We start from the raw sequence: 23,280 nt of genomic DNA, 5'->3' as shown, positions 1-23,280 counted from the left end.
GCATGAATCACCGCACTGCCATCGCTCCAGGCCACAGGGATTCTTCTTTCATGACACGCACCTTTTTTCTGCCCACCGCCGCGCTGCTGGCCTTGCTCACCCTCGCCGGCTGCACCTCGTACGTGAGCCGCGGCATCGACAGCGACGGCAAGGCCGCCGAGCTCGTCTGGCCCGGCGCCGACCAGCAGCAGACCTGGCAGACCGAAGGCAGCTTTCCGAACCGCGAGAACCTGCGCGCCATCGGCCCCGGCACCACCAAGGACCAGCTGTACGCGCTCATCGGCCGCCCCCACTTCGACGAAGGCATGGCGGCCGTGCGCGAGTGGGATTACGTCTTCCACTTCCGCTCGGGTGGCGGCGCCACGAGCTGCCGCTACAAGGTGATCTTCGACACCGACTACAAGGCACGCAGCTTCCACTGGAACCCGGCGGTCTGCGCGGAGCTGGCGAAGGGCTGAGCCCCGGGGCGACGCAAACGCTAGCCGAAGCCGCATCCCAGGCGCATCATTCGTTTGCATGATGCGCGGCGCGCCAGGCGCGCCGACCATGCCGCTGGCACTGCGCGACGCAGGCGCCCCGGAACGATCCGACGCAGATCGCACGTCCCGGGTTCATGGGATGACGGACCCGCGCCTTTCGGATTCCATCCCTTGCAGGCTTGCACAGGGAGGATGACGTGATCGATGCGCTGGTTTCCGAGATCTACGCCGCCGCGAGCGGACGGGCCCACTGGTCGACCACCCTGGCCCATGTGGCGCGCTACCTCGACCTGTGGACCATCCAGATCATGGGCGTCGACAAGCGACGCGGCCACCTGATGTTCAGCGTGCACGGCGGCCGCTCCACGCCGCAGACCGCGCTGGACTACTTCCGGCAGTACAACGCCCTCGACCCGCGCGTCGGCATGGCGCTGGCCACGCCCCCCGGCCAATGGCTGCACTGCCACGAGCACTTCGACGACCGCTACGTGGCACACGACCCGTTCTACCAGGACTTCCTCATTCCCCACGGCGGCCGGTACGCCTCGGGCACCGTGCTCATCGACAACGACGAGGTCGTGTTCCTGCTGGCCATGATGCGCGGCCACGGCAGCCACCCGCTGCACAGCGGCGAGATGAAGGTCTTCGAGCAGTTCCGCTTCCACTTCGCCGAGGCCATGCACAACCTCGTGCATGTGCGCGAGGCCTACGCCGAGCTCGGCATGGCGCGCGAGCTGTTGAACCAGTTCGGCTATCCGATGCTGCTGGTCGACGAAACGCGCGGCATCCGCCACCGCAACAGTGCGGCGGCCAGGCTGTTGCGCGAAGGCCGGGTGGTCGCGGAGCGCGGCGGCTTCCTGGCGGGCCTGGGCAAGGGGGAGAACGAGGCGCTGACCGAAGCGATCTACGCGCTGCAGCTGTCCGAAACCGAAGCACCGCCCTCGCTGCGGCGCGGCGTGGTGCCGTTGAAAGGCGCCTCGGGTGAACCGTGGCTGGCCTTCGTGAGCGCCGTGCGGCCCGACCAGGCGATGGGCGCCTTCGGCCTCGGCGCCCGCGCGCTGGTCATCCTGCACGGCCCCGCGCAACGCGCGCAGGGGCTCGACCCGTTCATCCTCGCGGAATGCTTCAAGCTCACGCCCGCCGAATCGCGCGTGGCGGCGCAGCTCGCGGGCGGCAGCAACATCAAGGAGATCGCGCAGCGCAGCGGCAAGGCGCTGGCCACGGTGCGCACCCAGGTCGCGCAGGTGATGCTCAAGGCCGACGTGAACCGCCAGTCGGACCTGGTGCGCGTGCTGCTGTCGCTGCCAGCGCGCACCTTCGCACACGGGTCGCCCTGAGGCGCCGCATGCTCTCCGACCCGCTCATCTCCGACCTGTATGCCGCGGCGGCCGGCCGGCTCGACTGGCAGCAGCCGCTGTCCAGCCTCGCCGCGCAGCTGGACCTGTGGGCGGTCCAGGTCATCGGCGTGGACAAGCGCAGCGGCGCGCTGATCTTCAGCGGCGAAGGCGGCCCCGCGACGCCGCAGGCGGCGCTCGACTACATCCGCTTCTTCCACTCGATCAATCCGCGCATGGCGCCCACCCTGGCCACGCCGGTCGGCCGGTGGATGCACTGCCACGAGCACTTCGACGCGCGCTACGTGGCCGCGAGCCCCTTCTATCAGGACTTCCTGATCCCGCACGGCGGTCGCTACCTGTCGGCCACGAAGATCCTCGACAGCGACGACGCGCTCTACCTGCTGGGCATCATGCGCGGCCACGGCAGCGCGCCCATCGGGCCCGCCGACCTGCCGGTGATCGACCAGGTCCGGCATCACCTGGGCGAGGCGCTGCGGAACGTGCAGCACATCCGCGCGGCCTTCGTCGAGCTGGGGGTGGCGCGGCACCTGCTCGACCAGTTCGCGCATCCGATGCTCCTGGTGGACGAGGCCCGGCGCATCCGGCACGTCAACCCGTTGGCACAGGCCTGGCTGAACAGCCAGGATGTGGTGAGCGAGCGCCACGGCTTCCTGCATTGCCATCACCCGGAGAACCAGGAGCGGCTCGCGCGCGGCATCGATGCGATGCAGCTCGGCGGCAACGGCGGTGAAGCCAGGCGGGAGGCGGTGGTCCTGCGCCGCAGGGACGGCGCCCGCATCCTGGCCTTCGTCACGCGCATGGACGCCACGCAGACGATGGGCATGTTCGGCCAGCAGTCGTGCGCGCTGATCCTGCTGCACGCCCCGCAGGCCTCGAAGGCGCCGCTGGACGCCTTCATCGTCGCCGAGTGCTTCGGCCTGACGCCGGCCGAGGCCAAGGTCGCGGTGCAGATCGCCTCGGGGTTCGCGCTCAAGGAGATCGCGCAGCGCAGCCGCATCGCCCTGCCGACCGTGCGCTCGCACCTGCAACGGGCAATGGAGAAGACGGGCACCACGCGGCAGGCGGAACTGGTGAGTGCGCTGCTGACGCTGCCACTGGCGCGCGCCAGCCGATAGCCGCGCCCCGGATCAGCCTTGCGGCTCCGGCCGCCGCCACAGCCACGTCAGCACGACCGCCATCGAACCGATGGCCACGCCCGCGAGCCACGGCTTGTGCGCGGTGAACCCGATGACGACCGCGCAGAACGCCATCGCCGCGGTGGCGCTCCACTTGGCGCGGCGGCTCACGGTGCGGCCGTTCTCCCAGTTGCGCAGCAGCGGACCGAAGAGCCGGTGGTTCAGCAGCCAGCGGTGCAGCCGCGGCGAACTGCGCGCCGCGGCCCACGCGGCCATCAGCACGAAGACCGTGGTCGGCATGCCCGGCGCGACCACGCCGATGGCAGCCAGCACCAGGCACAGCCCGGCAAAGACCATCAGCAGCCAGCGCACGACCAGCGGCAACGGCTGGGGCTCCGCGGCAGCGGGCGGCTTCTGTGGGGGGTCTTCGGCGGGCGTCACGGGCCGATTGTCTTTCTTTCTCTTTCGCCCCGCGGACGCGCTTGATTCAGATCAACCGCGCGCCGCTTTCGGCTGCCGATACTGGACTTTTACATCCACCTGCAAAGTTCTGAAGACCATGGCCCACCTTGTATGGAAGACCGAGCTCAATACGGGGATCCATGAGATCGACACGCAGCACCAGCGCATCGTGCAGTACATCAATGCGCTGGACGATGCCCGGCGCACCAACGACCGCCAGGTCGTGGGCCGGATCATCGAGGAGACCATCGACTACACCGCTTCGCACTTCGCGTTCGAGGAAGCCATGATCGAGGACGCGGGCTACCCCTTCACGGGTCCGCACCGGAAGGTGCACGAGATCTTCGTGCGCCGCGTCACCGAATTCCGCGCGCGCTTCGAGCACGGCGAAGAGGTGCTGGCCGAACTGCACGACATGCTCTCGCGCTGGCTGTTCAACCACATCCGCCATGAAGACGGCGCGTACGTGCCAACCGTGAAGGCGCACCTGCACACGACGGATTCATCGGCGGAAGTGCTGGTGCACGCGCAGGTGCGCAAGGCGGTGCAGCAAGGCGGCGCCGCAGGGCAGGTCAAGATGGGATGGATGCGGCGCCTGTTCGGCGGGTGACGCGCCGCGTCACTCCTCGACAAAAGCCTCTTCGCGCTTGGCCTTCACCGAAGGCAGCAGCACCACGATGAGCAGCAGCGCCGCGGCGGCCAGCAGCCCCGCCGACAGCGGGCGCATGACGAACACGCTCCAGTCGCCGCGCGACAGCAGCAGCGCGCGGCGCAGGTTCTCTTCCATCATCGGCCCGAGGATGAACCCCAGCAGCAGCGGCGCGGGCTCGCACTTGAGCTTCAGGAACAGGTAGCCCACGATGCCGAAGATCGCGACCATCCACACGTCGAATGTGTTGTTGTTCTCCGAGTACACGCCCACCGCGCAGAACAGCACGATCGACGGAAAGAGCCACTTGTAGGGAATGGTCAGCAGCTTGATCCAGATGCCGATCATCGGCAGATTCAGCACGATGAGCATCAGGTTGCCGATCCACATCGAGGCGATGAGGCCCCAGAAGAGTTCCGGGTTGCTGGTCATCACCTGCGGACCGGGCTGGATGTTGTGAATGGTCATGGCACCGACCATCAGCGCCATCACCGCATTGGGCGGAATGCCCAACGTCAGCAACGGAATGAAGGAGGTCTGCGCGCCGGCGTTGTTGGCCGACTCCGGTCCCGCCACGCCGCGGATGTTGCCCTTGCCGAAGGGCACCTCGCCCTGCTTGAGCTTGATGCGCTTCTCGATCGTGTAGGCCGCGAAGGCCGACAGCAGCGCGCCGCCGCCCGGCAGGATGCCCAGCGCCGAGCCCAGCGCGGTGCCGCGCAGCACGGCGGGCGTCATGCGCCGGAAGTCTTCCTTGGTGGGCCACAGGCCCTTGACCTTGGCGGTGAACACCTCGCGCTCATGCTCGGGCACGGCCAGGTTGGCGATGATCTCTCCGTAGCCGAACACGCCCATCGCGATCGCGATGAAGCCGATGCCGTCGGTCAGCTCGGGAATATCGAAGCTGTAGCGCGCCACGCCCGAGTTCACGTCGGTGCCCACGAGGCCCAATGCCAGCCCGAGCAGGATCATCGTGATGGCCTTGAGCAGCGAACCCGACGCCAGCACCACGGCGCCGATCAGGCCCAGGATCATCAGCGAGAAGTATTCGGCCGGGCCGAACTTGAAGGCCAGCTCGGTCAACGGCGGCGCGAAGGCGGCAAGAATCAGCGTGCCGACGCAGCCTGCGAAGAACGAGCCCAGCCCCGCCGCAGCGAGCGCCGGCCCGGCCCTCCCCTTGCGCGCCATCTGGTAGCCGTCGATCACGGTCACCACCGACGACGATTCGCCCGGCAGATTCACCAGGATCGCGGTGGTCGAGCCGCCGTACTGCGCGCCGTAATAGATGCCGGCCAGCATGATGAGCGCCGACACGGGCGGCAGCGCGTAGGTGGCGGGCAGCAGCATCGCAATGGTGGCCACGGGGCCGATGCCCGGCAGCACGCCGATCAGCGTGCCCAGCAGGCAGCCGACGAAGGCATAGACAAGGTTCTGCGCGGTGAAGGCCACGCCGAAGCCGATCGAGAGGTTGGTAATCAGGTCCATTGTTCTCTTGGATTTCTTGTTGTTCTGCGCGGGTCAGCCGGCGATGAAGGTGGGCCACACCTGGAACTGCAGCTTCAGCGCCACCACGAAGGCCAGGTAGCTGCCGAGCGCGAGCACGGTCGCCAGGAGGGTCACGCCCTTCCAGCCGAAGCTGTCGCCCGCCAGGCTCGCGATGAAGGTCAGCGCATAGATCGCGACGATGAGCCCCATCGACGGCAGGCCGATGCTCGGCAGGCCGCCGAGCAGCACGCCGAAGATCAGGTTGGCGCCGATGATGAACAGCAGCGGCTTCCATGCGATGCGGCCCACGGGCTCGCCGTCGTCGGTCTCGACCGTGAGGGCCTTGAACGTGATCAGCACGCCCATGAAGGCGATGAGGATGCCCACGATGAGCGGGAAGTAGCCGGGGCCCATGCGGGCGCCGGTGCCCACGTTGTAGGTCGTGGCGCCCCATGCGAAGGCCACGCCGAAGGCGCTGAAAAGCACGCCCGAGCAGAAGTCTCTCTGACTCTTGATTCTCACCGTTGATGTCTCCTGGAACTGCGTTGATCGGCACAGGATGTGCGTCAGCGATCCTAGGAATTCAGCGCCGCGGTGTGTATGAACAAAGCATTGCCATTCGGCAATGTTCGAGGCGCAAGAAGACGGTGAAGGCGCCGCTCAGGCGTCCGCCGTCGGCAGGTCGATGCACGCGCGCAGGCCCGGGCGGGCATCGCCGAACTGCAGGCGCCCGCCATGCAGCGCGACCACCGCCTGCACGCTCGCGAGCCCCAGGCCGTGGCCCGGCGTGCTGTGGTCCAGCCGATGGAAGCGCACGCCCAGTCGCTCGTACTCGGCGCTCGGAATGCCGGGGCCGTCGTCCTGCACGAACAACTGCGCGCGCCCGTCGACCGTGTGCGTGCCGATGCGCACCGTGGCGCCGGCCCCGCCGTATTTCAGCGCGTTGTCGAGCAGGTTGGCCGCGGCGCCCGCGAGCAAGTCGCGGTCGCCGAGCGCGATGGCGCGGTCGGCCGGCTCGCGCAGCAGCGCGATGCCCCGCACCTCGGCCACCGCCTCGTACAGCTCCGCCACGTCGTCGGCGATGACGTGCAGCGCCACCGGCGCGAACTGCTGGCGCCGCGCGCCGGCCTCGACCTCGGCGATCTGCAGCAGCTTCTCGAACATCACCGCCAGCTCCTCGAGCTCGCGGATGGCGGTGGCCACGGGCTCGCGCTGCGGATGGTGGGCGTCGCCCAGCCCCGCTTCCACCGCACGCAGGCGCACCAGCACGCGCGTGAGCGGCGTGCGCAGGTCGTGCGCGATGGTGTTGGACACATGGCGCACGCCGTCCATCAGCGACTGGATGCGGTCGAGCATCGCGTTGATGTCGCCCTCCAGCAGCGCGAACTCGTCCTCCTGGCCCGAAGGCGCCACGCGCTCCTGCAGCTCGCCCGCCGCGATGCGCGCGGCCGTGCGCCGCACCGCGCCCACGCTGCGCTCCAGCTCCTGGCGGAAAACGAAGGTGCCGCCGATGAGCAGCAGCACCGCCACGATGCCCGCCGCCGCGCTGGCGCTCGCCACCAATGATTCGATCGACTCCTGGTCGCGCAGGTCGTGCCCCACCACGAGCATGCCGCCGTCGGGCAGCGGGCGCATCACGAGGTAGGCGATGACGGTCTGGCCCGCGCGCACCACGCGGCGGTGCACGCCGTCGCCCGCATCGGGCGCCAGCGAGGGCATCTGGTCGAGGTTGCCCGCGCGCTTGTTTCCGTCGCGGTCGGTGAGCAGGTAGATCTCGTTGTCGGAGTTGCGGCCGTCGGAAAGCGCATGGGCGATCTCGCCCGCCACGCCTTCGGCGCCGCGCGCTTCGTAGCGCACCACCAGCTGCTGCACGCTGGCGGCCACCTGCCGCACCATGCGCTGCTGCAGCACGCCGACGGTCTGCATGTAGACGATGGCCAGCGCGGCCAGCATCGTGATGGCCACGAGCAGGCCGTAGTAGAAGGCCAGGCGGAAGCCGACCGAGCGCCACAGCTGGCGCAGGGCCCGGGTCATTGCGGCGCGGCCAGCGTGTAGCCCACGCCGCGCACGGTGTGGATCAGCGTCGGCGCGCCGCCCGCATCGAGCTTGCCGCGCAGGCGGCTCACCTGCACGTCGATCACGTTGGTCTGCGGGTCGAACTGGTAGTCCCACACGGCCTCGAGCAGCATGGTGCGCGTGACCACCTGGCCCGGATGCATCATGAGGTAGGCCAGCAGCCTGAACTCGCGCGGCTGCAGCGCGATGGGCCGGCCGCCGCGCTCCACGTGGCGGCGCGCCAGGTCGAGCGTGAGGTCGGCCAGCTGCAGCGTGCGGATCTCGGGCCCGCTGCGCGAGCGGCGCACCAGCGCCTCGGCGCGCGCCGCGAGTTCGGAAAAGGCAAAGGGCTTGGCCAGGTAGTCGTCACCGCCGGCCTTGAGCCCGCGCACGCGCTCGTCGAGCGCGCTCAAGGCGCTGAGCACCAGCACCGGCGTCTTCTTGCCGAGGGCGCGCATCGTGGTGAGGATCGACAGGCCGTCCACGTCGTTGGGCAGCATGCGGTCGAGGATGACGAGGTCCCACGTCTCGCCCGTGGCGCGCGCGAACGCGTCCGCGCCGTCGCGGCTGATCACCGCCACATGGCCGAGCGAACGGAAGCCTTCGGCGATGTAGCGCGCGTTGTCGGCATCGTCCTCGACGATGAGGCAGTGCCAGATGACGGTGGGGCCGAGCACGTCAGTCGGTGCGGCCACGGCGAGAAATACCCATGGATGGCGGTGCGGTTGTGCTCACGTTGCGCCCCCTGGGAGGCGGGGGCCTGCAACGCAAATGCTAGCCCAGGTGGGAGAGGGAAAGGCCTGCGCTTCATTACCGTTTGTCCATGAAGCCACGTGGTCGCGTGGCCGCATGTGCGAGGAGCTGACCTGGACCCATCAGGTCGAAGACCACACTCACTCTCCGTTCACCATAGACACCCCGTCCGCCGGCTTGCGCATCCATTTCGCAACGTCCACACCCAACCCGTGAATCACGGCGTCCATGGCGCTGCATTCGGTCGTCTCCGCCGTGATATCGGCGTAGGGGGTGTGCACCTGGCGCAGGGCCTTGAATTGCGCAGGGGGCAGTCCCGGTTGTTCGAGCACCGCATGGATGACCACGATCATGGGGCCGCCGGCGCTGATGGTCACGATGTCCATGATGTCGATCTTCAGCACAAGGGCGGCTTCCCTGCCAGTACCCAGCACGGGGCGCACAACCTCATACCGCGCCTTCAACTGATCTTGCACGGCCTGACGCAGCGGGCCCGGCACGCCGCACGCGTCATCGGCTTCAGACATCGGGCGGCCCTGGTCATGCCCGTACGCGACGGGCGGCAGCATCACCGTGGTGGGGGCGGCAGGCGCCGGTGGCATTCGCTCGGGCGGCTGGGAATCGCGTGAACCGCAAGCAGCCAGAAGTGCGCTCACCGCCATCGCGATGCACGCAGTGCGCACGGATCGTCTCGCTGTCATCGATCAACCGAGGGGGCGTGAAGACTTCGACCAAGGTCCAGCGCTGCGCGGACACGCGTTCTGGCAAAGGCCAAGCGGCCAATGGACGGCTTTCTCATCGTGGGCGTTCCTGTCTCGCGTTCGACATGGGTGGGATGCGAAGCCTGTGCAGGCGCATTGAAGGCACAGCAGGCTGCCGGCACCAAGACGCGATTTGTTACATTAGTCCGGGGGTTGGAGGAATTTTGCAGGACCGACTACCTATCGGGCGATCGCCCGGCCAAATCAACTATAAGGAAAAATGCTACATGCACACCATCAATTACAAGATGGAATACTCGATTCTCGAGTACGTTTTCGGCCTGATTGGCCCGGCAATCATCATTGCCGCCATTTTCTATCCGATTGCCGATCTGAAAATAGGCACCCTTCGGCTTCACCTGCCGACCGGCGTGGCCAATGGCATTCTCATGTTGATCGGAGCATATGTCACGTACCTGACGGTGGGAACTCTTTTCAAGAAGCGCGCAGCCAACAGCCAGGGCGCCAGCATTGTTCTTGATGAAAAGGGCATGTCTTTCACGACTGTCAAGAAATTCTCGGGCGTACTGACCACCGTGGGCTATGACGCCATCAAGCAAGTCACCATCACGGATATTCCGGAAACCTCCACATCGAGTGCAGAGAAAACAATAGAAATCAGCACGCCGTCGATGGCACCCAAGAAGCACGAATTCGATGCCATTCACATGGTGAAGGATTCAGACTTTGAAGTTCTTGTGAATGCGCTCAAGCATCGCGCCGTCAATGCCACCTTCAAGCAAATCTGACCCATGGGTTTCTTGAAGAAGTTATTCCAGATAGTTTCTGGCAAGAAATACAGGAATTGCCCCGATGGGGCCGCAGTGGATCCGGTGGCGCAGCGAGCCCTTCAAGCGGGGCTCATCAACTCCGAACAGATCATGGCGTATTGCGACAGCTACGCAACGGGGCTGTCGGACGATGCGCTCGTCGAGGGACTTGGCTCGCACTGGGGCATACGCTCGCCCCAGGAGGCTGCTGAAACCCTGGCGTCACTCGGTCGCCATGGCCATCGCTTTTTTTACGACATTGTTTTTCGTATTTACAGCGATGGTGCTTCAGGAGACGAGCGCCAGGAGGTTCTCGAGGCCTTGATCGCCAGCGGTCGATACGGCTCCCCGGAAACGGTGCGCGAGCAGATTGCCGCGCAGGGGTCGAACGAGGAAAAAGATCTCGTTTTCTCGGCTTTGGCGCAGGCGATGGAGATGCTGGAGAATCTGCGATCCGTTTTTCGTCTTCTCGGAGACAAAGTCAATGGCGCGTACCTTCCCAAGGATTACAGTGCCGGCATCCTCGCCTGGGATCTGGGCCGCCTCGTCACGGTTGCGAGGATGTCATTGGACTGCGAATACATCGAGCAGGCTGAATTCGATCGCATTCTTTCGCATGCAGAAAAAGAATTGCGCTCGAATTTTTCGTCATGGCCGCAGTTTGCAAAGAGCTACATCATTGGCCGGGCCAGCTGGGCAGGTCAGAATATGACGCTGGGCGGAATCATCGGTATTGCCGAAGATCTCATGACCGATGAGCGCAGCCCTTGGGTGCTGTCGCCTCTGTGAGTTGCATTCGACGACAGCGCTGGAAAAGATCCAGCTCGTCGGATCGCTTCATGTTGATTTCCGTGGACGTTTGATCCACCTGTCCGACGCGAACTGGCCGGCCGCAATTTCTTGCGGCCGTTGTTCGCATGGAGGACTGGATTACTCGTAAACGGAAATCAACAAATTCAAAGTATTTAAGACGCTATTTGCGCGTTCAAGACTTTATTTGGCGCGATCATCAGGATCGCGCCGCCCACGCACGCTCACTCCACCGTCACGCTTTTCGCGAGGTTCCGCGGCTTGTCCACGTCCGTCCCGCGCGCACACGCCGTGTGATACGCCAGCAGCTGCAGCGGCACCACGTGCAGCAGCGGCGACAGCGCGCCGTAGTGCTCGGGCATGCGGATCACGTGCAGGCCTTCGCCGCTGGCGATCTGCGTGTCGCCGTCGGCCAGCACGTAGAGCACGCCGCCGCGGGCGCGCACTTCCTGCAGGTTGCTCTTGAGCTTTTCGAGCAGGGCGTCGTTCGGCGCCACGGCGACCACGGGCATCTCGCTCGTGACGAGCGCGAGCGGGCCGTGCTTGAGTTCGCCGGCGGCATAGGCCTCGGCGTGGATGTAGGTCACTTCCTTGAGCTTGAGCGCGCCTTCGAGCGCGATCGGGTAGTGCAGGCCGCGGCCCAGGAACAGGGCGTTGTCCTTGCGCGCGAAGTCTTCGGCCCAGCCGATGATCTGCGGCTCGAGCGCGAGCACCGACTGCAGCGCGACGGGCAGGTGGCGCATTTCCTTCAGGTAGCGCGCTTCGTCGAGCGCGCTCAGGCGGTTCTTGGACTGCGCGATGGCCAGCGTGAGCAGGAACAGGCCCGCGAGCTGGGTGGTGAAGGCCTTGGTCGAGGCCACGCCGATTTCGACGCCGGCGCGCGTGATGTACGCCAGCTTGCACTCGCGCACCATGGCGCTGGTGGCGACGTTGCAGATGGTCAGCGTCTGTTCCATGCCCAGCGAGCGCGCATGCTTGAGCGCGGCCAGCGTGTCGGCGGTTTCGCCCGACTGGCTGATGGTGACGACCAGCGTCTTGGGGTCGGGCACGGAGTCGCGGTAGCGGTACTCGCTGGCGATCTCGACCTGGGTGGAGATCTTCGCGATGCTCTCGAGCCAGTACTTGGCAGTGCAGCCGCTGTAGTAGCTGGTGCCGCAGGCCAGGATGAGGATCTTGTCGATGTCCTGGAACACGCGGTGCGCGCTCGCGCCGGTGGCACCGTCCTGCCCGATGCCGTCGAACAGCTCGGGCACGATGCCCTCGACGCCTTCGAGCGTGTCGCCGATGGCGCGCGGCTGCTCGAAGATTTCCTTCTGCATGTAGTGGCGGTACGGGCCCAGCTCGGCCGCGCCGCTGTGGGCGTGCACGGTGCGCACGGTGCGCGTGACGGGCTTGTGGTTCTTGTCGACGATCCAGTACTTGCCGGGCTGCAGGTCGACCACGTCGCCTTCTTCGAGGTACACGATCTGGTCGGTCACGCCGGCCAGCGCCATCGCGTCGCTGGCCAGGAAGTTCTCGGTGCCGTCCTTGCCGGCGCCCAGGATCAGCGGCGAGCCGGCGCGCGCGCCGATCACGCGCTGCGGTTCGTCGCGGCAGATGACGGCGATGGCGTAGGCGCCGTGCAGCTGCAGCACGGCGGCCTTGACGGCTTCGAACAGGTCGCCGTTGTAGAGGCTGTCGACGAGGTGGGCGATGACCTCGGTGTCGGTCTGGCTCTCGAACACGTAGCCCTTGGCCTCGAGCGCGGCGCGCAGCGGCTCGTGGTTCTCGATGATGCCGTTGTGCACGAGCGCGATGCGGCCCGGGCGCGCGGCAGGCGCGTCGGCGCCGACGCCGTGGCTGAAGTGGGGGTGGGCGTTGTGCACGGCCGGTGCGCCGTGGGTGGCCCAGCGCGTGTGGGCGATGCCGGTGAGGCCTTCGACCTTGTCGTCGCGCACCTGCGTCAGCAGGTCGGCCACGCGCGAGGTGGTGCGCGCGCGGCTCAGGCCGCCGGCATGCACCGCGACGCCGCAGGAGTCATAGCCGCGGTATTCGAGCCGCTGAAGGCCCTGGACCAGGACCGGAACGATGTCGCGATGGGAGGCTGCGCCGACGATGCCGCACATGGGATGTACCTTGTCTTGAAGAACAGAAGGGCTCGATGGTAGGGAGACGACCAAGAAATATGGCGTCTAAATCTCCTCAGTTTCGGACTTTTATTTCACCGAAACCCATAGATGGAGTTTTATTCCATAATTTCAACTCATATGGAATCAATCTCCCTCGACACCATCGACCTCAAGCTGCTCGATGCGCTCCAGAACGACGCCTCGCAGACCAACCAGCGCCTGGCGGCCGAGGTGGGCATCTCGCCGCCCACCTGCCTGCGTCGGGTGCAGCGCCTGCGGCAGGAGGGGCTCATCGAGCGCCAGGTCGCCCTGCTCTCGCCCGATCGGCTCGCCACGGTGCTGGGTCACGGCCTGCAGGCGGTGGTGGAGATTTCGCTCGACCGGCAGGACGCCGCCGCGCTCGACGCCTTCGAGGCCCGCGTGATCGCGGACGACGCCGTGCAGCAGTGCTGGCGCGTGTCGCCGGGGCCCGATTTCGTGCTGGTCGTGGTGGCGCGCGACATGCCCGGCTACGGCGCGCTGACGCAGCGGCTGTTCACGGCCGACGCCAACGTGCGCAACGTGAAGGCGTTCTTCAGCCTCAAGCGCGCAAAGTTCGGGGCCCGGGTGCCGCTGGGCTGACGCGGGGCTCTGGTCGCGATCAGCGCTCGCTCGCCGCCTCGCGCAGCGCTTCGAGGAAGGTGCGCCGCCACCAGTGGATGTCGTGCTCGCGAATGCGCGACAGCAGCTTCTGGTGCCGCTCGCGCCGCTCTTCCAGCGGCATCTGAAGCGCCTGCTGCACCGTCTCTGCCGTGCCGTGCGTGTCGTACGGATTCACCAGCAGCGCTTCCTTCAGCTGCTCCGCCGCACCGGCAAAGCGCGACAGCACCAGCACGCCGGGGTCGGCCGGGTCCTGCGCCGCGATGTATTCCTTGGCCACGAGGTTCATGCCGTCGCGCAACGGCGTCACCAGCCCCACGGCCGCCGCGCGGCACAGGCCCGGCACGCGGCGGCGCGCCACCATGCGGTGGATGTAGCGCACCGGCATCCAGTCGAGCTCGCCGTAGTCGCCGTTGATGGCGCCGCACAGCGATTCGAGTTCGCGGCGGATGTCGGCGTAGGCATCGACCGTCTCGCGCGTGGGCGAGGCGATCTGGATCAGCGTGGCGCTGCGGCGGTTCTCGGGGTAGTTGGCCAGCAGCTCGCGGAACGAGCGCACGCGCTGCGGGATGCCCTTCGAATAGTCGAGCCGGTCAATGCCCAGCAGCAGCCGGCGGCTGGAGTACTCGCGCTTCATGGTCTCGTACATGTCGCGCGATTCCTTGGCGTGCGTGAGCGCCGCGAACTCGTCCACGTCGATGCCGATGGGGAAGGCGTTGCAGCGCACCGTCTGCCCGTAGGCGCGGTACATGTCGTTGCCCAGGTACTCGCCATGGGCCTCGTTGCGCACGTAGTGCTCGAAGTGCTGCACGTCCTGCTGCGCCTGGAAGCCGATCAGGTCGTACGAGAACAGCGAGCGCATCAACCATTCGTGCTGCGGAATGGCCGCGATGATGATCTGCGGCGGCAGCGGAATGTGCAGGAAGAAGCCGATGCGCTGCTTGCAGCCCATGGCGCGCAGCTCGGCGGCCAGCGGCATCAGGTGGTAGTCGTGGATCCAGATGATGTCGTCGTCCTTCAGCAGCGGCATCAGCTTGCGCGCGAACAGCTGGTTCACGCGGCGGTAGCCGCCGATGAAGCCGGCATCGAAATGCGCCAGGTCCAGGCGGTTGTGGAACACCGGCCACAGCACGTCGTTGCTGTAGCCCAGGTAGTAGCTGTCGTGGTCGTCGCGGCTCAGGTCGAGCGTGGCGAGCGTCACCTTGCCGGCCTGCTGCTTGTGCATCTCGCCTTCGCCCGTGGGCCCGCCCTCGACGATCTGCCCGCTCCAGCCGAACCACAGGCCGCCGCTTTGCTGCAGGCTTTCTCCGAGCGCCACGGCGAGGCCGCCGGCTGCCGGCTTGCGTGGGTCGGCCACTCGATTGGAAACAACGACAAGTCGACTCATATGCACGAATCCCAAGGGGCGGACAGGCGCACGGCCGCGTTGATGATGCCGACCATCGAATAGGTCTGCGGAAAGTTGCCCCACATCTCGCCCGTGACCGGGTGCGTGTCTTCCGACAGCAGCCCCAGCGGGTTGCGCGCGGCGAGCATGGTCTCGAAGATCTGGCGCGCCTCGGCCTTGCGGCCGATCTTGGCGAGCGCGTCGATGCGCCAGAAGGTGCAGATGTTGAAGGCGGTCTCGGGCTTGCCGAAGTCGTCGGCGGCTTCGTAGCGGCGCATGTAGGGACCGTCGCACAGCGACTTTTCCATGGCGTCGACGGTGGAGATGAAGCGCGGGTCGCGCGCATCGATCAGCCCCACCTCGACCATCAGCAGGATGCTCGCGTCGAGTTCGTGCCCGCCGAAGCTCTCGGCAAAGGCCTGGCGCTCTTCGCACCACGACTTGGCCAGGATTTCTTCCTTCATGCGTGCCGCATGGCCGTGCCAGTAGGCCGCGCGTTCGGGCAGCTCCAGCGTGCGCGCGATCTTGGCGAGCCGGTCGCAGGCGGCCCAGCTCATGAGCGCCGAGCTGGTGTGCACGCGGGCGCGCGTGCGCAGCTCCCACATGCCGGCGTCGGGCGTGCCGTACACGCGCACCGCCTGTTCGCCCACGGCCTCCAGGTGCGGAAACTCCGCCACGCCTGCGCGGCTCAGCAGCCGGTGGTCGTGAAACGCCTGCGCCGCGCCGAGCACGATGTTGCCGTACACGTCGTGCTGGAAGTGCTCCTGCGCCTGGTTGCCCACGCGCACCGGCCCCATGCCGCGGTAGCCCGGAAGGCCGTCGACAAAAGACTCGGGCAGCTCGCGCTCCAGCCCGATGCCGTACAGCGGCTGGATGTGCTCGCCGTGCGAGCCGATCACCACGTTGGCCAGCCAGCGCAGATAGTCTTCCATGGTGCCCACCTCGCTCAGCGAGTTGAGCGCGCGCACCACGAAGAAGGCGTCGCGCAGCCAGCAGTAACGGTAGTCCCAGTTGCGCTGGCTGCCCGGCGCCTCGGGGATGCTGGTGGTCATGGCGGCGACGATGGCGCCGGTGTCCTCGTACAGCGAGAGCTTGAGCGTGATGGCCGCGCGGATCACCGCGTCCTGGTACTCGAAAGGAATGGCCAGGCGCTTGCTCCAGGTGCGCCAGTAGGCGATGGTTTCCTGCTCGAACTTGCGCGCGGTGTCGGCGATGCCTTCGAGCAGCGTCTCGTCCACGCCGAACATGAAGTTGTACTCGCGCGAGATCACGAAGGGCTGGCGCGACAGGATGTGCGAGATCGACGCATCGGTGTTCAACCGCAGGGTCACGTCGGGCCCGACGTAGCGGATGTGGTTGCTGCCGCGCGTGACCTCGATGGGCTCCGAGGCGCCCCACTGGAAGCGCGGGTCGAGCGCCACGCGGATGCGCGGCGTGCCGGCAATGGGGCGCACGCGGCGCACCATCATCAGCGGGCGGAAATAGCGCGAGCGGCTGTGAAAGCGCGGCGCGAAATCGGTGATCTCGATGCCCTGCCCTGCGCTGTCGAACAGCTGCGTGCGCAACACGGCGGTATTGGGCTCGTACCACTGCTTGCTGGAGGCGAAGTCCTCGATCTCGATGGCCCAGGCACCGGCTTCTTCGCCGGGATGCAGCAGCGCGTTGAAGACCGGGTCGCCGTCGAAGCGCGGCAGGCAGCACCAGACGGCGCGGGCGCGCGCATCGATGAGCGCGCTGTAGGCGCAGTTGCCGATCACGCCGACATTGAGCGACGGCTCGGCCGGCGGCGCAAAGCCGCGCGGCAAGGCTGCCGCCACTTTCGCGGCGTCGACGGGCGCCCGGTCGTCGGGGCCCGCCGCGCCGGCCAGGGCGTTGCCCGCGCGGTCCTCGGGGGCCACCGGCAGTTGTTGTTCGCTCATGCGGGGCTCCTCGGTGATGCTTTGTGGTGATCGGGTGCGGCCAGCAGGTCGCGTGCCTGCACCAGCCATTCGTAGACCGCGCGCGGCGATTCGAGCCGGTGCAGCGCCAGGCTCGGCCCGGTGCCGACCTTGATCGCGACACCGCCGCGCGGCTGCACGACGGCGAAGCCGCTCTCGTCGGTGGTGTCGTCGCCCGCGAAGATCGGTGTGCGGCCCGCGAAGGGTGCCTCGTTCATGAAGGCTTCGATCGCGAGGCCCTTGTTGACGCCCGCGGGCTTCACCTCGAACACGAACTTGCCGTGCAGCAGCTCCAGCTGCGGATGGCCTTCGATGGCGCGCGTCATCGCGTCACGGCAGACAGCTTCGAGCTGCGGCGCGAGCCGGTAGTGCAGCGCGATGGCGGCGTGCTTGCGCTCCACCAGCAGGCCTTCGTGGATGCGTGCGAGTTCGTTGGCCACGTCCAGGATGGGCACGAGGTCGGGCGCGCGCTGCTCCTGCATGCCGCCCTTCGCGTCGCGCCGCTGCACGCCATGTTCACCGGCCGCGGGCAGCCGCAGCGGCGCGAGAAAACGGTCGATGGCGTCGATCTGGCGGCCCGACACCACCGCGAGCGCGCCGCCGAGCAGGTCGCGCAGGTCGCTCAACAGAGGCACGAGGGCGGGCGGCACCTCGATGGCTTCCGGCGTGGCCGCGAGGCCGACCAGCGTGCCGTCGAAGTCGAGAAAAAGGGCGGCGTCCCGGCCCGGCGGAGGTGGCAACTGGGCGTTGCTGCTGGAGGACTTTGGCATTGGGAAAAACCATAGCACGGCTCGCACGCGGCGCGTGTCGGCCAAAGTCCCGGCGTGCGCCGATGACCGGATTCAGTCGGCCGTGGCGGGCAAGGCCGCCTTCACCGCCGCGATGCGCGCCCGGTGGATCGCCTCGCCGATGCGCGGCCCCGTGGCGCCGGCCTGCTGCGCCTCGCGCGCCACCACGTCGGTGGCCACGCTCTGCGCCGCCGCGAGCACCGCGAGCAGGCGCGGGCGTTGCGGGTAGGCCGCGTCCTCGAAGCCGAGCCGGCCGCGCGCGTCGCATTCGCAGGCCAGCAGCGCCTCGGCGAAGCGCGCCGGCTTGCGGAAGGCGTCGCAGCGCTCCAGCAAGCGCACCAGCGGCGTCGCGTCGAGTGCACCGCTGCGGTGGATGTTGCCGTGCTCGCGCGCCACCACCTCGGCCAGCTCGCGCAGCTCCACCGGCACGCGCCAGCGTTCGCACACCGCCTGCAGCAGGTCGACGCTGCGCAGTTCGTGGTTGATGTGGCGCGGCAGCATGTCGGCGGGCGTGGTGCCCTTGCCGAGGTCGTGCATGAGGCAGGCGAAGCGCACGGGCAGCGTGGCGCCCAGCCGCGCGCTGGTGTCGAGCACCATCATCAGGTGCACGCCGGTGTCGATCTCGGGATGGTGCTGCGCCGGCTGCGGCACGCCCCACAGCCGATCGACCTCGGGCAGCAGCACGGCGAGCGCGCCGCAGTCGCGCAGCACCTCGAACATGCGCGAGGGCCGCGTTTCCATCAGGCCGCGCGCGAGCTCCTGCCACACGCGCTCGGGCACCAGCGCATCGACCTCGCCGGCCGCGACCATCTCGCGCATGAGCGCCATGGTTTCGGGCGCAACGCTGAAGTCGTCGAAGCGCGCGGCAAAGCGCGCCACGCGCAGGATGCGCACCGGGTCTTCGCGGAAGGCGTCGGTCACGTGGCGCAGCACCTTGTCGCGCAGGTCGCGCTGGCCATGGAAGGGGTCGGCCAGCGTTTCGGGGCGCGCCTCGAAGCTGCCGTCGGCGCCCACGTGCTCGGCAGGCAGCGCGATGGCGTTGACGGTCAGGTCGCGCCGCGCGAGGTCTTGCTCCAGCGTGACGTCGGGCGCCGCGTGCACCACGAAGCCGCGGTAGCCCGGCGCGCTCTTGCGCTCGGTGCGGGCCAGCGCGTACTCCTCGCGCGTGCGCGGGTGCAGGAACACGGGGAAATCGCGCCCCACGGGCAGGTAGCCGCGCGCCACCATGGCCTCGGGCGTGGCGCCCACCACCAGCCAGTCATGGTCGGAGACGGGGCGGCCCAGCAGCCGGTCGCGCAGTGCACCGCCGACGAGAAAAATGTTCATGAGTGCAGTGTAGGGATACTCGTTAGGCAAAAAAAGAACGGTCGTTCGATAATCGACGAGCGATGCGAACGGTCGTTCGTAAATCCGCGTCGCGCGAAGCACCGGTCGCTGGCCGGCGCCCCCGTGCGCGGGGCTGTTTTCAATACCCAAGGAGCATTCACAGCTATGAAGAAACTCACAACAACAGCATCGTTGGCATTGGCGGCACTCGGGGTCCTGGCATCGGGCAGCGCCCTGGCGCAGAACGCGGGCGACTGGGTCGTCGGCACGGGCTGGTTCCACCTGTCGCCGCAGGATTCGAGCAAGCCGCTGACCGTGACCTCGCCCGTGCACAGCGTGCTGGCCGGCTCGGGCGCGAGCGTCACCGACTCGGACACGCTGGGCATGAACGTCGCCTACTTCATCGACCCCCACTGGGCCGTCGAGGGCGTGCTCGGCGTGCCGCCCAAGTTCAAGCTCAACGGCAGCGGCACGCTGGCGCGCGTGGGCGAACTCGGCCAGGCCCGCCAGTGGAGCCCGACCGTGCTGGCCAAGTACTACTTCAACGAAGGCAACGACGCCTTCCGTCCGTTCGTGGGCCTGGGCGCCACCTACGTCTGGTACAGCGACGTGAAGCTCACGTCGAACCTGCAGGGCGCCCTCGCCAGCCAGTTCCACGTGTCGCCGTATTCGGTGAACACCACCGCCAAGCTCGACAGCTCGTTCGCGCCCGTGCTCAACGCCGGCGTGGCCTACCAGTTCGACAAGCACTGGGGCGTGTCGTTCTCGGTGTCCTACATCCCGCTGAAGACCAAGGCCAAGCTCACCACGACCAGCATCACCGGCCTGCCGGTGGCCCGCAGCGAGGCGAGCCTGAAGCTGAACCCGATCGTCACCTACCTGGCGGCGACGTACCGGTTCTGATGAGGTCCGGCGAGCCTCAGTCGCGCGAGGTGCGGTAAGGCTCGTCGAAAGCCACGAAGGTTTTTTCAGCCAGGGCGCCCGCGATCCACGCAGCGACGCCCGGCAGGGCCGCCACGCGCGCGATGTACGCATCGATGGCCGGCGGCACCGGCAAGCCGTAGCCTCGGATGCGCATGCCCACCGGCGCGAAGAAGGCGTCGGCGATGGTGAAGGCGCCGAACAGCATCGGGCCGCCGTGCGTCTCGAGCAGCTCGGTCCACATCTGCACGATGCGGTCGAGGTCTTGCTGCACGCCGGGCTGCTCGGCCAAAAGCCGCGCGCCCACCTCGGGCAGCGAGGCCTCGATGTTCATCGGGCAGTTGCCGCGCAGCTCGGTGAAACCCGAATGCATCTCGGCGCAGATGCTGCGCGCACGGGCCCGCTCGGCCACGCCCTGGGGCCACAGCTGCTTCTCGGGGAAGCGCTCGGCCAGGTACTCGGCGATGGCGAGGGTGTCCCACACGGCGAGGTCGCCGTCGACCAGCACCGGCACCTTGGCCACCGGGTTGATGGCGCCGACCACGTGCTTGAACTGCGAGGTGGCGTCGAACGAATCGAAGCGCACCATCACCTCTTCGAAGGGAATGCCGGCCTGCGTCATGAGCACCCAGGGGCGCATGGACCACGACGAGTAATTCTTGTTGCCGATGTAGAGCTTGGACATCTGTCAGGGTCTCCGGGTCAGTGCGGGAATGCGGGGCAAAGCCGTCGATGCTAGCCGGGCGGCGGGCTGCGATTGATGACGAAGGCGGCGCGAATTGATGCGGGCTGCTTCAGCGTTGGTCGCCCTGGCGGGATTCCGGCGGGACGATCACGCGCGGGCCGGCGGCGTCCGTGGATGGTTTCACGACGCGCTCGATCAGGCCCACGAGGCGCGGCACCAGCGACAGCACCGCGAGCGCCAGCAGCGCGCTGAACACGGCCGTGACCTCGCGGCCCAGCCCGCAGGCCATGCCGATGGCGGCCGTCATCCACAGCCCGGCGGCGGTGGTGAGGCCCTGCACGTGGGATTCGTCCTTGCCCTGCTTGAGGATGGTGCCGGCGCACAGGAAACCGACGCCGGCCACCAGCCCCTGGATCACGCGGCTCATGTCGGCCGGCACGATGCCGGTCTGCTGCGGGATCAGCACGAAGAGCGCCGAGCCGATGGCCACCAGCATGTGCGTGCGCACGCCGGCCGCCTTGCCCTGCTGCTCGCGCTCGAAGCCGAGGAAAAAGCCCAGTACGGCTGCCAGCAGCAGCCGCACCGAGATGCGCGTGAGTTGCGCGACGTCGCCCACGTCCGAGAATTCGGACGCGACGGTGTCGAGCACCTCGTCGCGCCAGGTCATGTCAGGCCTCGCGCCGGGCCGCCCCAAGGGAGGCCTGCGCCCCCTCGGGGGGCAGCGAATACACGAAGTGATGAGCGTGGGGGCTCATGTGCTTCAGGGGAGGTCCTTGTTCGGCTCGGGCTCGGCGGCGTTGCGCGGGCCCACGCGGCCCAGGCGCTCCTTCAGCGACTGCGGCCTGCCGCTGATGATGGCCGCGTAGTGGGTGGTGTTGGCCAGCACCTTCTTCACGTAGTCGCGCGTCTCGCTGAAGGGCACGTTCTCGGCCCAGATGGCGGCGTCGATCACCGGACCGTTGCGCCAGTTGCGCGGGCGGCCCGGGCCGGCGTTGTAGGCCGCGGCGGCCAGCGCCATCGAACCGTCGAAGTCGTCGAGCGCGAGCTTCAGGTAGTTGGTGCCGATGGTGATGTTGGTCTCGCGGTCGTTGATCTGGCCGGGCGTGAAGTCGGTCAGGCCGATCTTGCGGGCGGTCCAGCGCGCCGTGGCGGGCATGACCTGCATCAGGCCCGAGGCGCCGACGCCCGAGCGCGCGTCCATGATGAAGCGGCTTTCCTGGCGGATCAGGCCGTACACGTAGGCGGGGTCCAGGCCGATGTCCTGGCTCTTGCGCAGCACCGTGTCGTGGAAGGGCATGGGGAAGCGCTGCTCGACGTCGATCACGCCCTTGGTGCGCTCGCTGGTGTTGATGCAGCGGTCCCACACCTCGCGCTGGCAGGCCAGGTCGGCGGCGGCCAGCAGGGCGCGGTCGTCCATGCCGCCCTTGTCGTGCAGGTTGGTGGCGTAGTTCCATTCGCGCGTGCCTTCGGAGCGCAGGCCCATGCCGATGGCCTGCAGGCCGCGCTGCAGGCCCGGGTTGGTGCGCGCGGCGTTCTTTTCCTCGGGCGTGAGCGGCGCGGGCCGCGTGGCGGCCACGACGCGCTGGCCCAGCTCTTCGAGCGCCAGCATTTCGTAGAAGCCGCGCGTGCCGGCGATGCTGGTGTACAGCTCGCGGGCCTGGGCGCGGCGCTCGTCGCCACCGGCGCTGCTGAGTGCGCGGGCCTTCCAGTAGACCCAGGTGGGGTCTTGCTGGGCGGCGTCGCTCATGGCGTTGATGGCGGGTGCGACGTCTTTCCACTGGCCGGCGCGCAGTGCGGCGCGCACGCGCCAGCCGAGCATGTCGTCCGACAGGTCGCTGTTCTTCGTGACGTTGCCGAAATAGCTCACGGCCATCGGCGAGAGCTTGTTCGCGGCCGCGCGGCCGATGGTGCCCCAGACCCAGTTGCGCTCTTCGGCGGAGAGCATCGGGCCCCACTTGCCCTCGAGCTGTGAGGCGCCCTGGTCGGGGTCGGCGACCGCGATCTTGATGAGCGCGAGCACCACCAGTTCCTTGCGCGACTTGGCGGCCACGAAGGCGCGGCCGGTGAGGAACTTGGCGGCGCTGGCGTTGACCTCTTCGAACAGCGGCAGCGCATCGGGGGCGGCGATGGTGACGGCGCCGCGTGCGGCGGCGGGCCGGTTGGCCTCGATGGCCAGGCGCGCCTTCTTCCAGGCGTCGTTGGTCGTCATCAGGCGGGCCGCGACCATGCGGTCGGCGGCGGTGAGGCAGCCGTCGTCGCTGTCCTTCTGCGCGAACCAGTTGCGGCGCACCTCGTCGGCCTGCGCCTGCGTGGCCGTGCCGGTGCGCAGCGTGTCGACCAGCACCGCGTAGCAGCGCACTTGGGCGTCGTCGCCCATGCGGAAGCCGGCGATGTTGGCGGCGAAGCCGTCCCAGTCGCGGCGCTGGCCGAGCAGCAGCAGCCAGTCGTTGCGCAGGCGGTCTTCCTGGTAGGTGTTGGGGTAGCGCGCGTAGAAGTCCTGCACCTCGTTGGGGGCAGCCTCCTGCAGGCGGGCCTTGAGCTCCCAGTAGGCGGCCCAGGGTTCGAGTGCGTGGCCGCGGGCCTGCGGCAGCAAGGCCGTGAGACGGGCCTTGTCGCCGCGCTGGAAGGCCTGCTTCATCTGGACCAGCACGTCGTCGTTGGTGTTGTTCTGCGCGGCGGCGGGCTGTTGCGACAGCAGCGCGGCGAGTGCGAGAACGGCGGAAAAAACCAGGGCGGGCGCGCCGCGGCGCTGACGAGCGCGCGCGGATGCCAAAATGCTTGGGAACTGCATCGGG

Annotated in this window: 22 protein-coding genes; 8 read left to right on the top strand and 14 right to left on the bottom strand. The window is 67.8% G+C overall.

Annotated features, from left to right (window positions below):
* The first annotated feature begins 50 nt into the window (after positions 1-50).
* The 3 genes from AC3WQM_RS13630 (at position 51) to AC3WQM_RS13620 (ending at position 2,952) form a co-directional block, all read left to right on the top strand.
* A complete protein-coding gene (locus tag AC3WQM_RS13630; RefSeq protein WP_492679357.1) occupies positions 51-458 on the top strand; it encodes an outer membrane protein assembly factor BamE in 408 nt (135 codons plus the stop codon).
* A gap of 218 nt (positions 459-676) precedes the next feature.
* Positions 677-1,816 (top strand): helix-turn-helix transcriptional regulator, encoded by a 1,140-nt coding sequence (locus tag AC3WQM_RS13625; protein ID WP_492679355.1) that lies wholly within the window; start codon positions 677-679, stop codon positions 1,814-1,816.
* An 8-nt stretch (positions 1,817-1,824) separates the two neighbouring features.
* The gene (locus tag AC3WQM_RS13620; protein ID WP_489059208.1) at positions 1,825-2,952 is read left to right on the top strand and encodes a helix-turn-helix transcriptional regulator; all 1,128 of its coding nucleotides are present in this window, start codon (positions 1,825-1,827) and stop codon (positions 2,950-2,952) included.
* Between the two features lie 12 nt (positions 2,953-2,964).
* Here AC3WQM_RS13620 and AC3WQM_RS13615 read toward each other — a convergent pair whose 3' ends face one another.
* Positions 2,965-3,393 (bottom strand): YbaN family protein, encoded by a 429-nt coding sequence (locus AC3WQM_RS13615; protein ID WP_492679353.1) that lies wholly within the window; start codon positions 3,391-3,393, stop codon positions 2,965-2,967.
* Positions 3,394-3,511: 118 nt separating this feature from the next.
* On the opposite strand from AC3WQM_RS13615, the gene AC3WQM_RS13610 reads away from it, so the two are divergent.
* Positions 3,512-4,024: a bacteriohemerythrin gene (locus AC3WQM_RS13610; RefSeq protein WP_070060061.1), complete on the top strand. Its 513-nt coding sequence runs from the start codon at positions 3,512-3,514 to the stop codon at positions 4,022-4,024.
* A gap of 9 nt (positions 4,025-4,033) precedes the next feature.
* Here AC3WQM_RS13610 and AC3WQM_RS13605 read toward each other — a convergent pair whose 3' ends face one another.
* The 5 genes from AC3WQM_RS13605 to AC3WQM_RS13585 all read right to left on the bottom strand — a co-directional run bounded on the left by AC3WQM_RS13605 (position 4,034) and on the right by AC3WQM_RS13585 (position 8,880).
* Entirely contained in the window at positions 4,034-5,545 is a 1,512-nt protein-coding gene (locus AC3WQM_RS13605; RefSeq protein WP_070060062.1) for a tripartite tricarboxylate transporter permease, read from the bottom strand.
* Between the two features lie 33 nt (positions 5,546-5,578).
* Positions 5,579-6,067, bottom strand: coding sequence for a tripartite tricarboxylate transporter TctB family protein (locus tag AC3WQM_RS13600; protein ID WP_139705330.1), 489 nt, complete (start codon positions 6,065-6,067; stop codon positions 5,579-5,581).
* Positions 6,068-6,205: 138 nt separating this feature from the next.
* A complete protein-coding gene (locus AC3WQM_RS13595; RefSeq protein ID WP_492679351.1) occupies positions 6,206-7,579 on the bottom strand; it encodes a sensor histidine kinase in 1,374 nt (457 codons plus the stop codon).
* A complete protein-coding gene (locus AC3WQM_RS13590; RefSeq protein ID WP_099797390.1) occupies positions 7,576-8,259 on the bottom strand; it encodes a response regulator transcription factor in 684 nt (227 codons plus the stop codon). The genes AC3WQM_RS13595 and AC3WQM_RS13590 overlap by 4 nt, the downstream gene beginning before the upstream one ends.
* Positions 8,260-8,493: 234 nt before the next feature.
* The gene (locus AC3WQM_RS13585; RefSeq protein WP_492679349.1) at positions 8,494-8,880 is read right to left on the bottom strand and encodes a hypothetical protein; all 387 of its coding nucleotides are present in this window, start codon (positions 8,878-8,880) and stop codon (positions 8,494-8,496) included.
* Between the two features lie 461 nt (positions 8,881-9,341).
* On the opposite strand from AC3WQM_RS13585, the gene AC3WQM_RS13580 reads away from it, so the two are divergent.
* Complete coding sequence (locus AC3WQM_RS13580) at positions 9,342-9,863, top strand: hypothetical protein (RefSeq protein WP_489059222.1); 522 nt, start codon at positions 9,342-9,344, stop codon at positions 9,861-9,863.
* Positions 9,864-9,866: 3 nt separating this feature from the next.
* The gene (locus AC3WQM_RS13575; protein ID WP_492679347.1) at positions 9,867-10,673 is read left to right on the top strand and encodes a DUF1266 domain-containing protein; all 807 of its coding nucleotides are present in this window, start codon (positions 9,867-9,869) and stop codon (positions 10,671-10,673) included.
* 245 nt (positions 10,674-10,918) lie between these two features.
* Here the strand turns inward: AC3WQM_RS13575 and glmS are convergent, their stop codons facing one another.
* Positions 10,919-12,799 (bottom strand): glutamine--fructose-6-phosphate transaminase (isomerizing), encoded by a 1,881-nt coding sequence (glmS, locus tag AC3WQM_RS13570; protein ID WP_062481190.1) that lies wholly within the window; start codon positions 12,797-12,799, stop codon positions 10,919-10,921.
* Between the two features lie 141 nt (positions 12,800-12,940).
* Here glmS and AC3WQM_RS13565 point away from each other — a divergent pair, with 141 nt between their 5' ends.
* Positions 12,941-13,423 carry an Lrp/AsnC family transcriptional regulator gene (locus AC3WQM_RS13565; protein ID WP_492679345.1) on the top strand — a complete coding sequence of 161 codons (483 nt, stop codon included), beginning with the start codon at positions 12,941-12,943 and terminating at the stop codon, positions 13,421-13,423.
* Between the two features lie 19 nt (positions 13,424-13,442).
* On the opposite strand, the gene otsA is transcribed toward AC3WQM_RS13565, so the two are convergent.
* From otsA to AC3WQM_RS13545, 4 genes are all read right to left on the bottom strand, one after another.
* The gene (otsA, locus tag AC3WQM_RS13560) at positions 13,443-14,828 is read right to left on the bottom strand and encodes an alpha,alpha-trehalose-phosphate synthase (UDP-forming) (protein WP_307695552.1); all 1,386 of its coding nucleotides are present in this window, start codon (positions 14,826-14,828) and stop codon (positions 13,443-13,445) included.
* Positions 14,825-16,747 carry a glycoside hydrolase family 15 protein gene (locus tag AC3WQM_RS13555; RefSeq protein ID WP_492679343.1) on the bottom strand — a complete coding sequence of 641 codons (1,923 nt, stop codon included), beginning with the start codon at positions 16,745-16,747 and terminating at the stop codon, positions 14,825-14,827. Before AC3WQM_RS13555 ends, otsA begins: the two co-directional genes overlap by 4 nt.
* Positions 16,744-17,535 carry a trehalose-phosphatase gene (gene otsB, locus AC3WQM_RS13550; protein ID WP_492679341.1) on the bottom strand — a complete coding sequence of 264 codons (792 nt, stop codon included), beginning with the start codon at positions 17,533-17,535 and terminating at the stop codon, positions 16,744-16,746. Before otsB ends, AC3WQM_RS13555 begins: the two co-directional genes overlap by 4 nt.
* Positions 17,536-17,607: 72 nt before the next feature.
* Positions 17,608-18,879, bottom strand: a complete 1,272-nt coding sequence (locus tag AC3WQM_RS13545; protein ID WP_492679339.1) for a multifunctional CCA addition/repair protein — start codon at positions 18,877-18,879, stop codon at positions 17,608-17,610.
* A gap of 165 nt (positions 18,880-19,044) precedes the next feature.
* Between AC3WQM_RS13545 and AC3WQM_RS13540 the strand changes: the two genes are divergently transcribed.
* Positions 19,045-19,782 carry an OmpW/AlkL family protein gene (locus AC3WQM_RS13540; protein WP_492679337.1) on the top strand — a complete coding sequence of 246 codons (738 nt, stop codon included), beginning with the start codon at positions 19,045-19,047 and terminating at the stop codon, positions 19,780-19,782.
* Between the two features lie 16 nt (positions 19,783-19,798).
* Here the strand turns inward: AC3WQM_RS13540 and AC3WQM_RS13535 are convergent, their stop codons facing one another.
* The 3 genes from AC3WQM_RS13535 to AC3WQM_RS13525 form a co-directional block, all read right to left on the bottom strand.
* Positions 19,799-20,485, bottom strand: a complete 687-nt coding sequence (locus tag AC3WQM_RS13535; RefSeq protein ID WP_492679335.1) for a glutathione S-transferase family protein — start codon at positions 20,483-20,485, stop codon at positions 19,799-19,801.
* 109 nt (positions 20,486-20,594) lie between these two features.
* The gene (locus tag AC3WQM_RS13530; protein ID WP_492679333.1) at positions 20,595-21,152 is read right to left on the bottom strand and encodes an MgtC/SapB family protein; all 558 of its coding nucleotides are present in this window, start codon (positions 21,150-21,152) and stop codon (positions 20,595-20,597) included.
* 93 nt (positions 21,153-21,245) lie between these two features.
* A complete protein-coding gene (locus AC3WQM_RS13525; protein ID WP_492679331.1) occupies positions 21,246-23,276 on the bottom strand; it encodes a lytic transglycosylase domain-containing protein in 2,031 nt (676 codons plus the stop codon).
* Positions 23,277-23,280: the final 4 nt, after the last annotated feature.

Source organism: Variovorax sp. FW301-JW7, from assembly GCF_058788795.1.
Note: the sequence above shows the minus strand (reverse complement) of the source record. Positions and strands in the feature narration are given on the sequence as shown.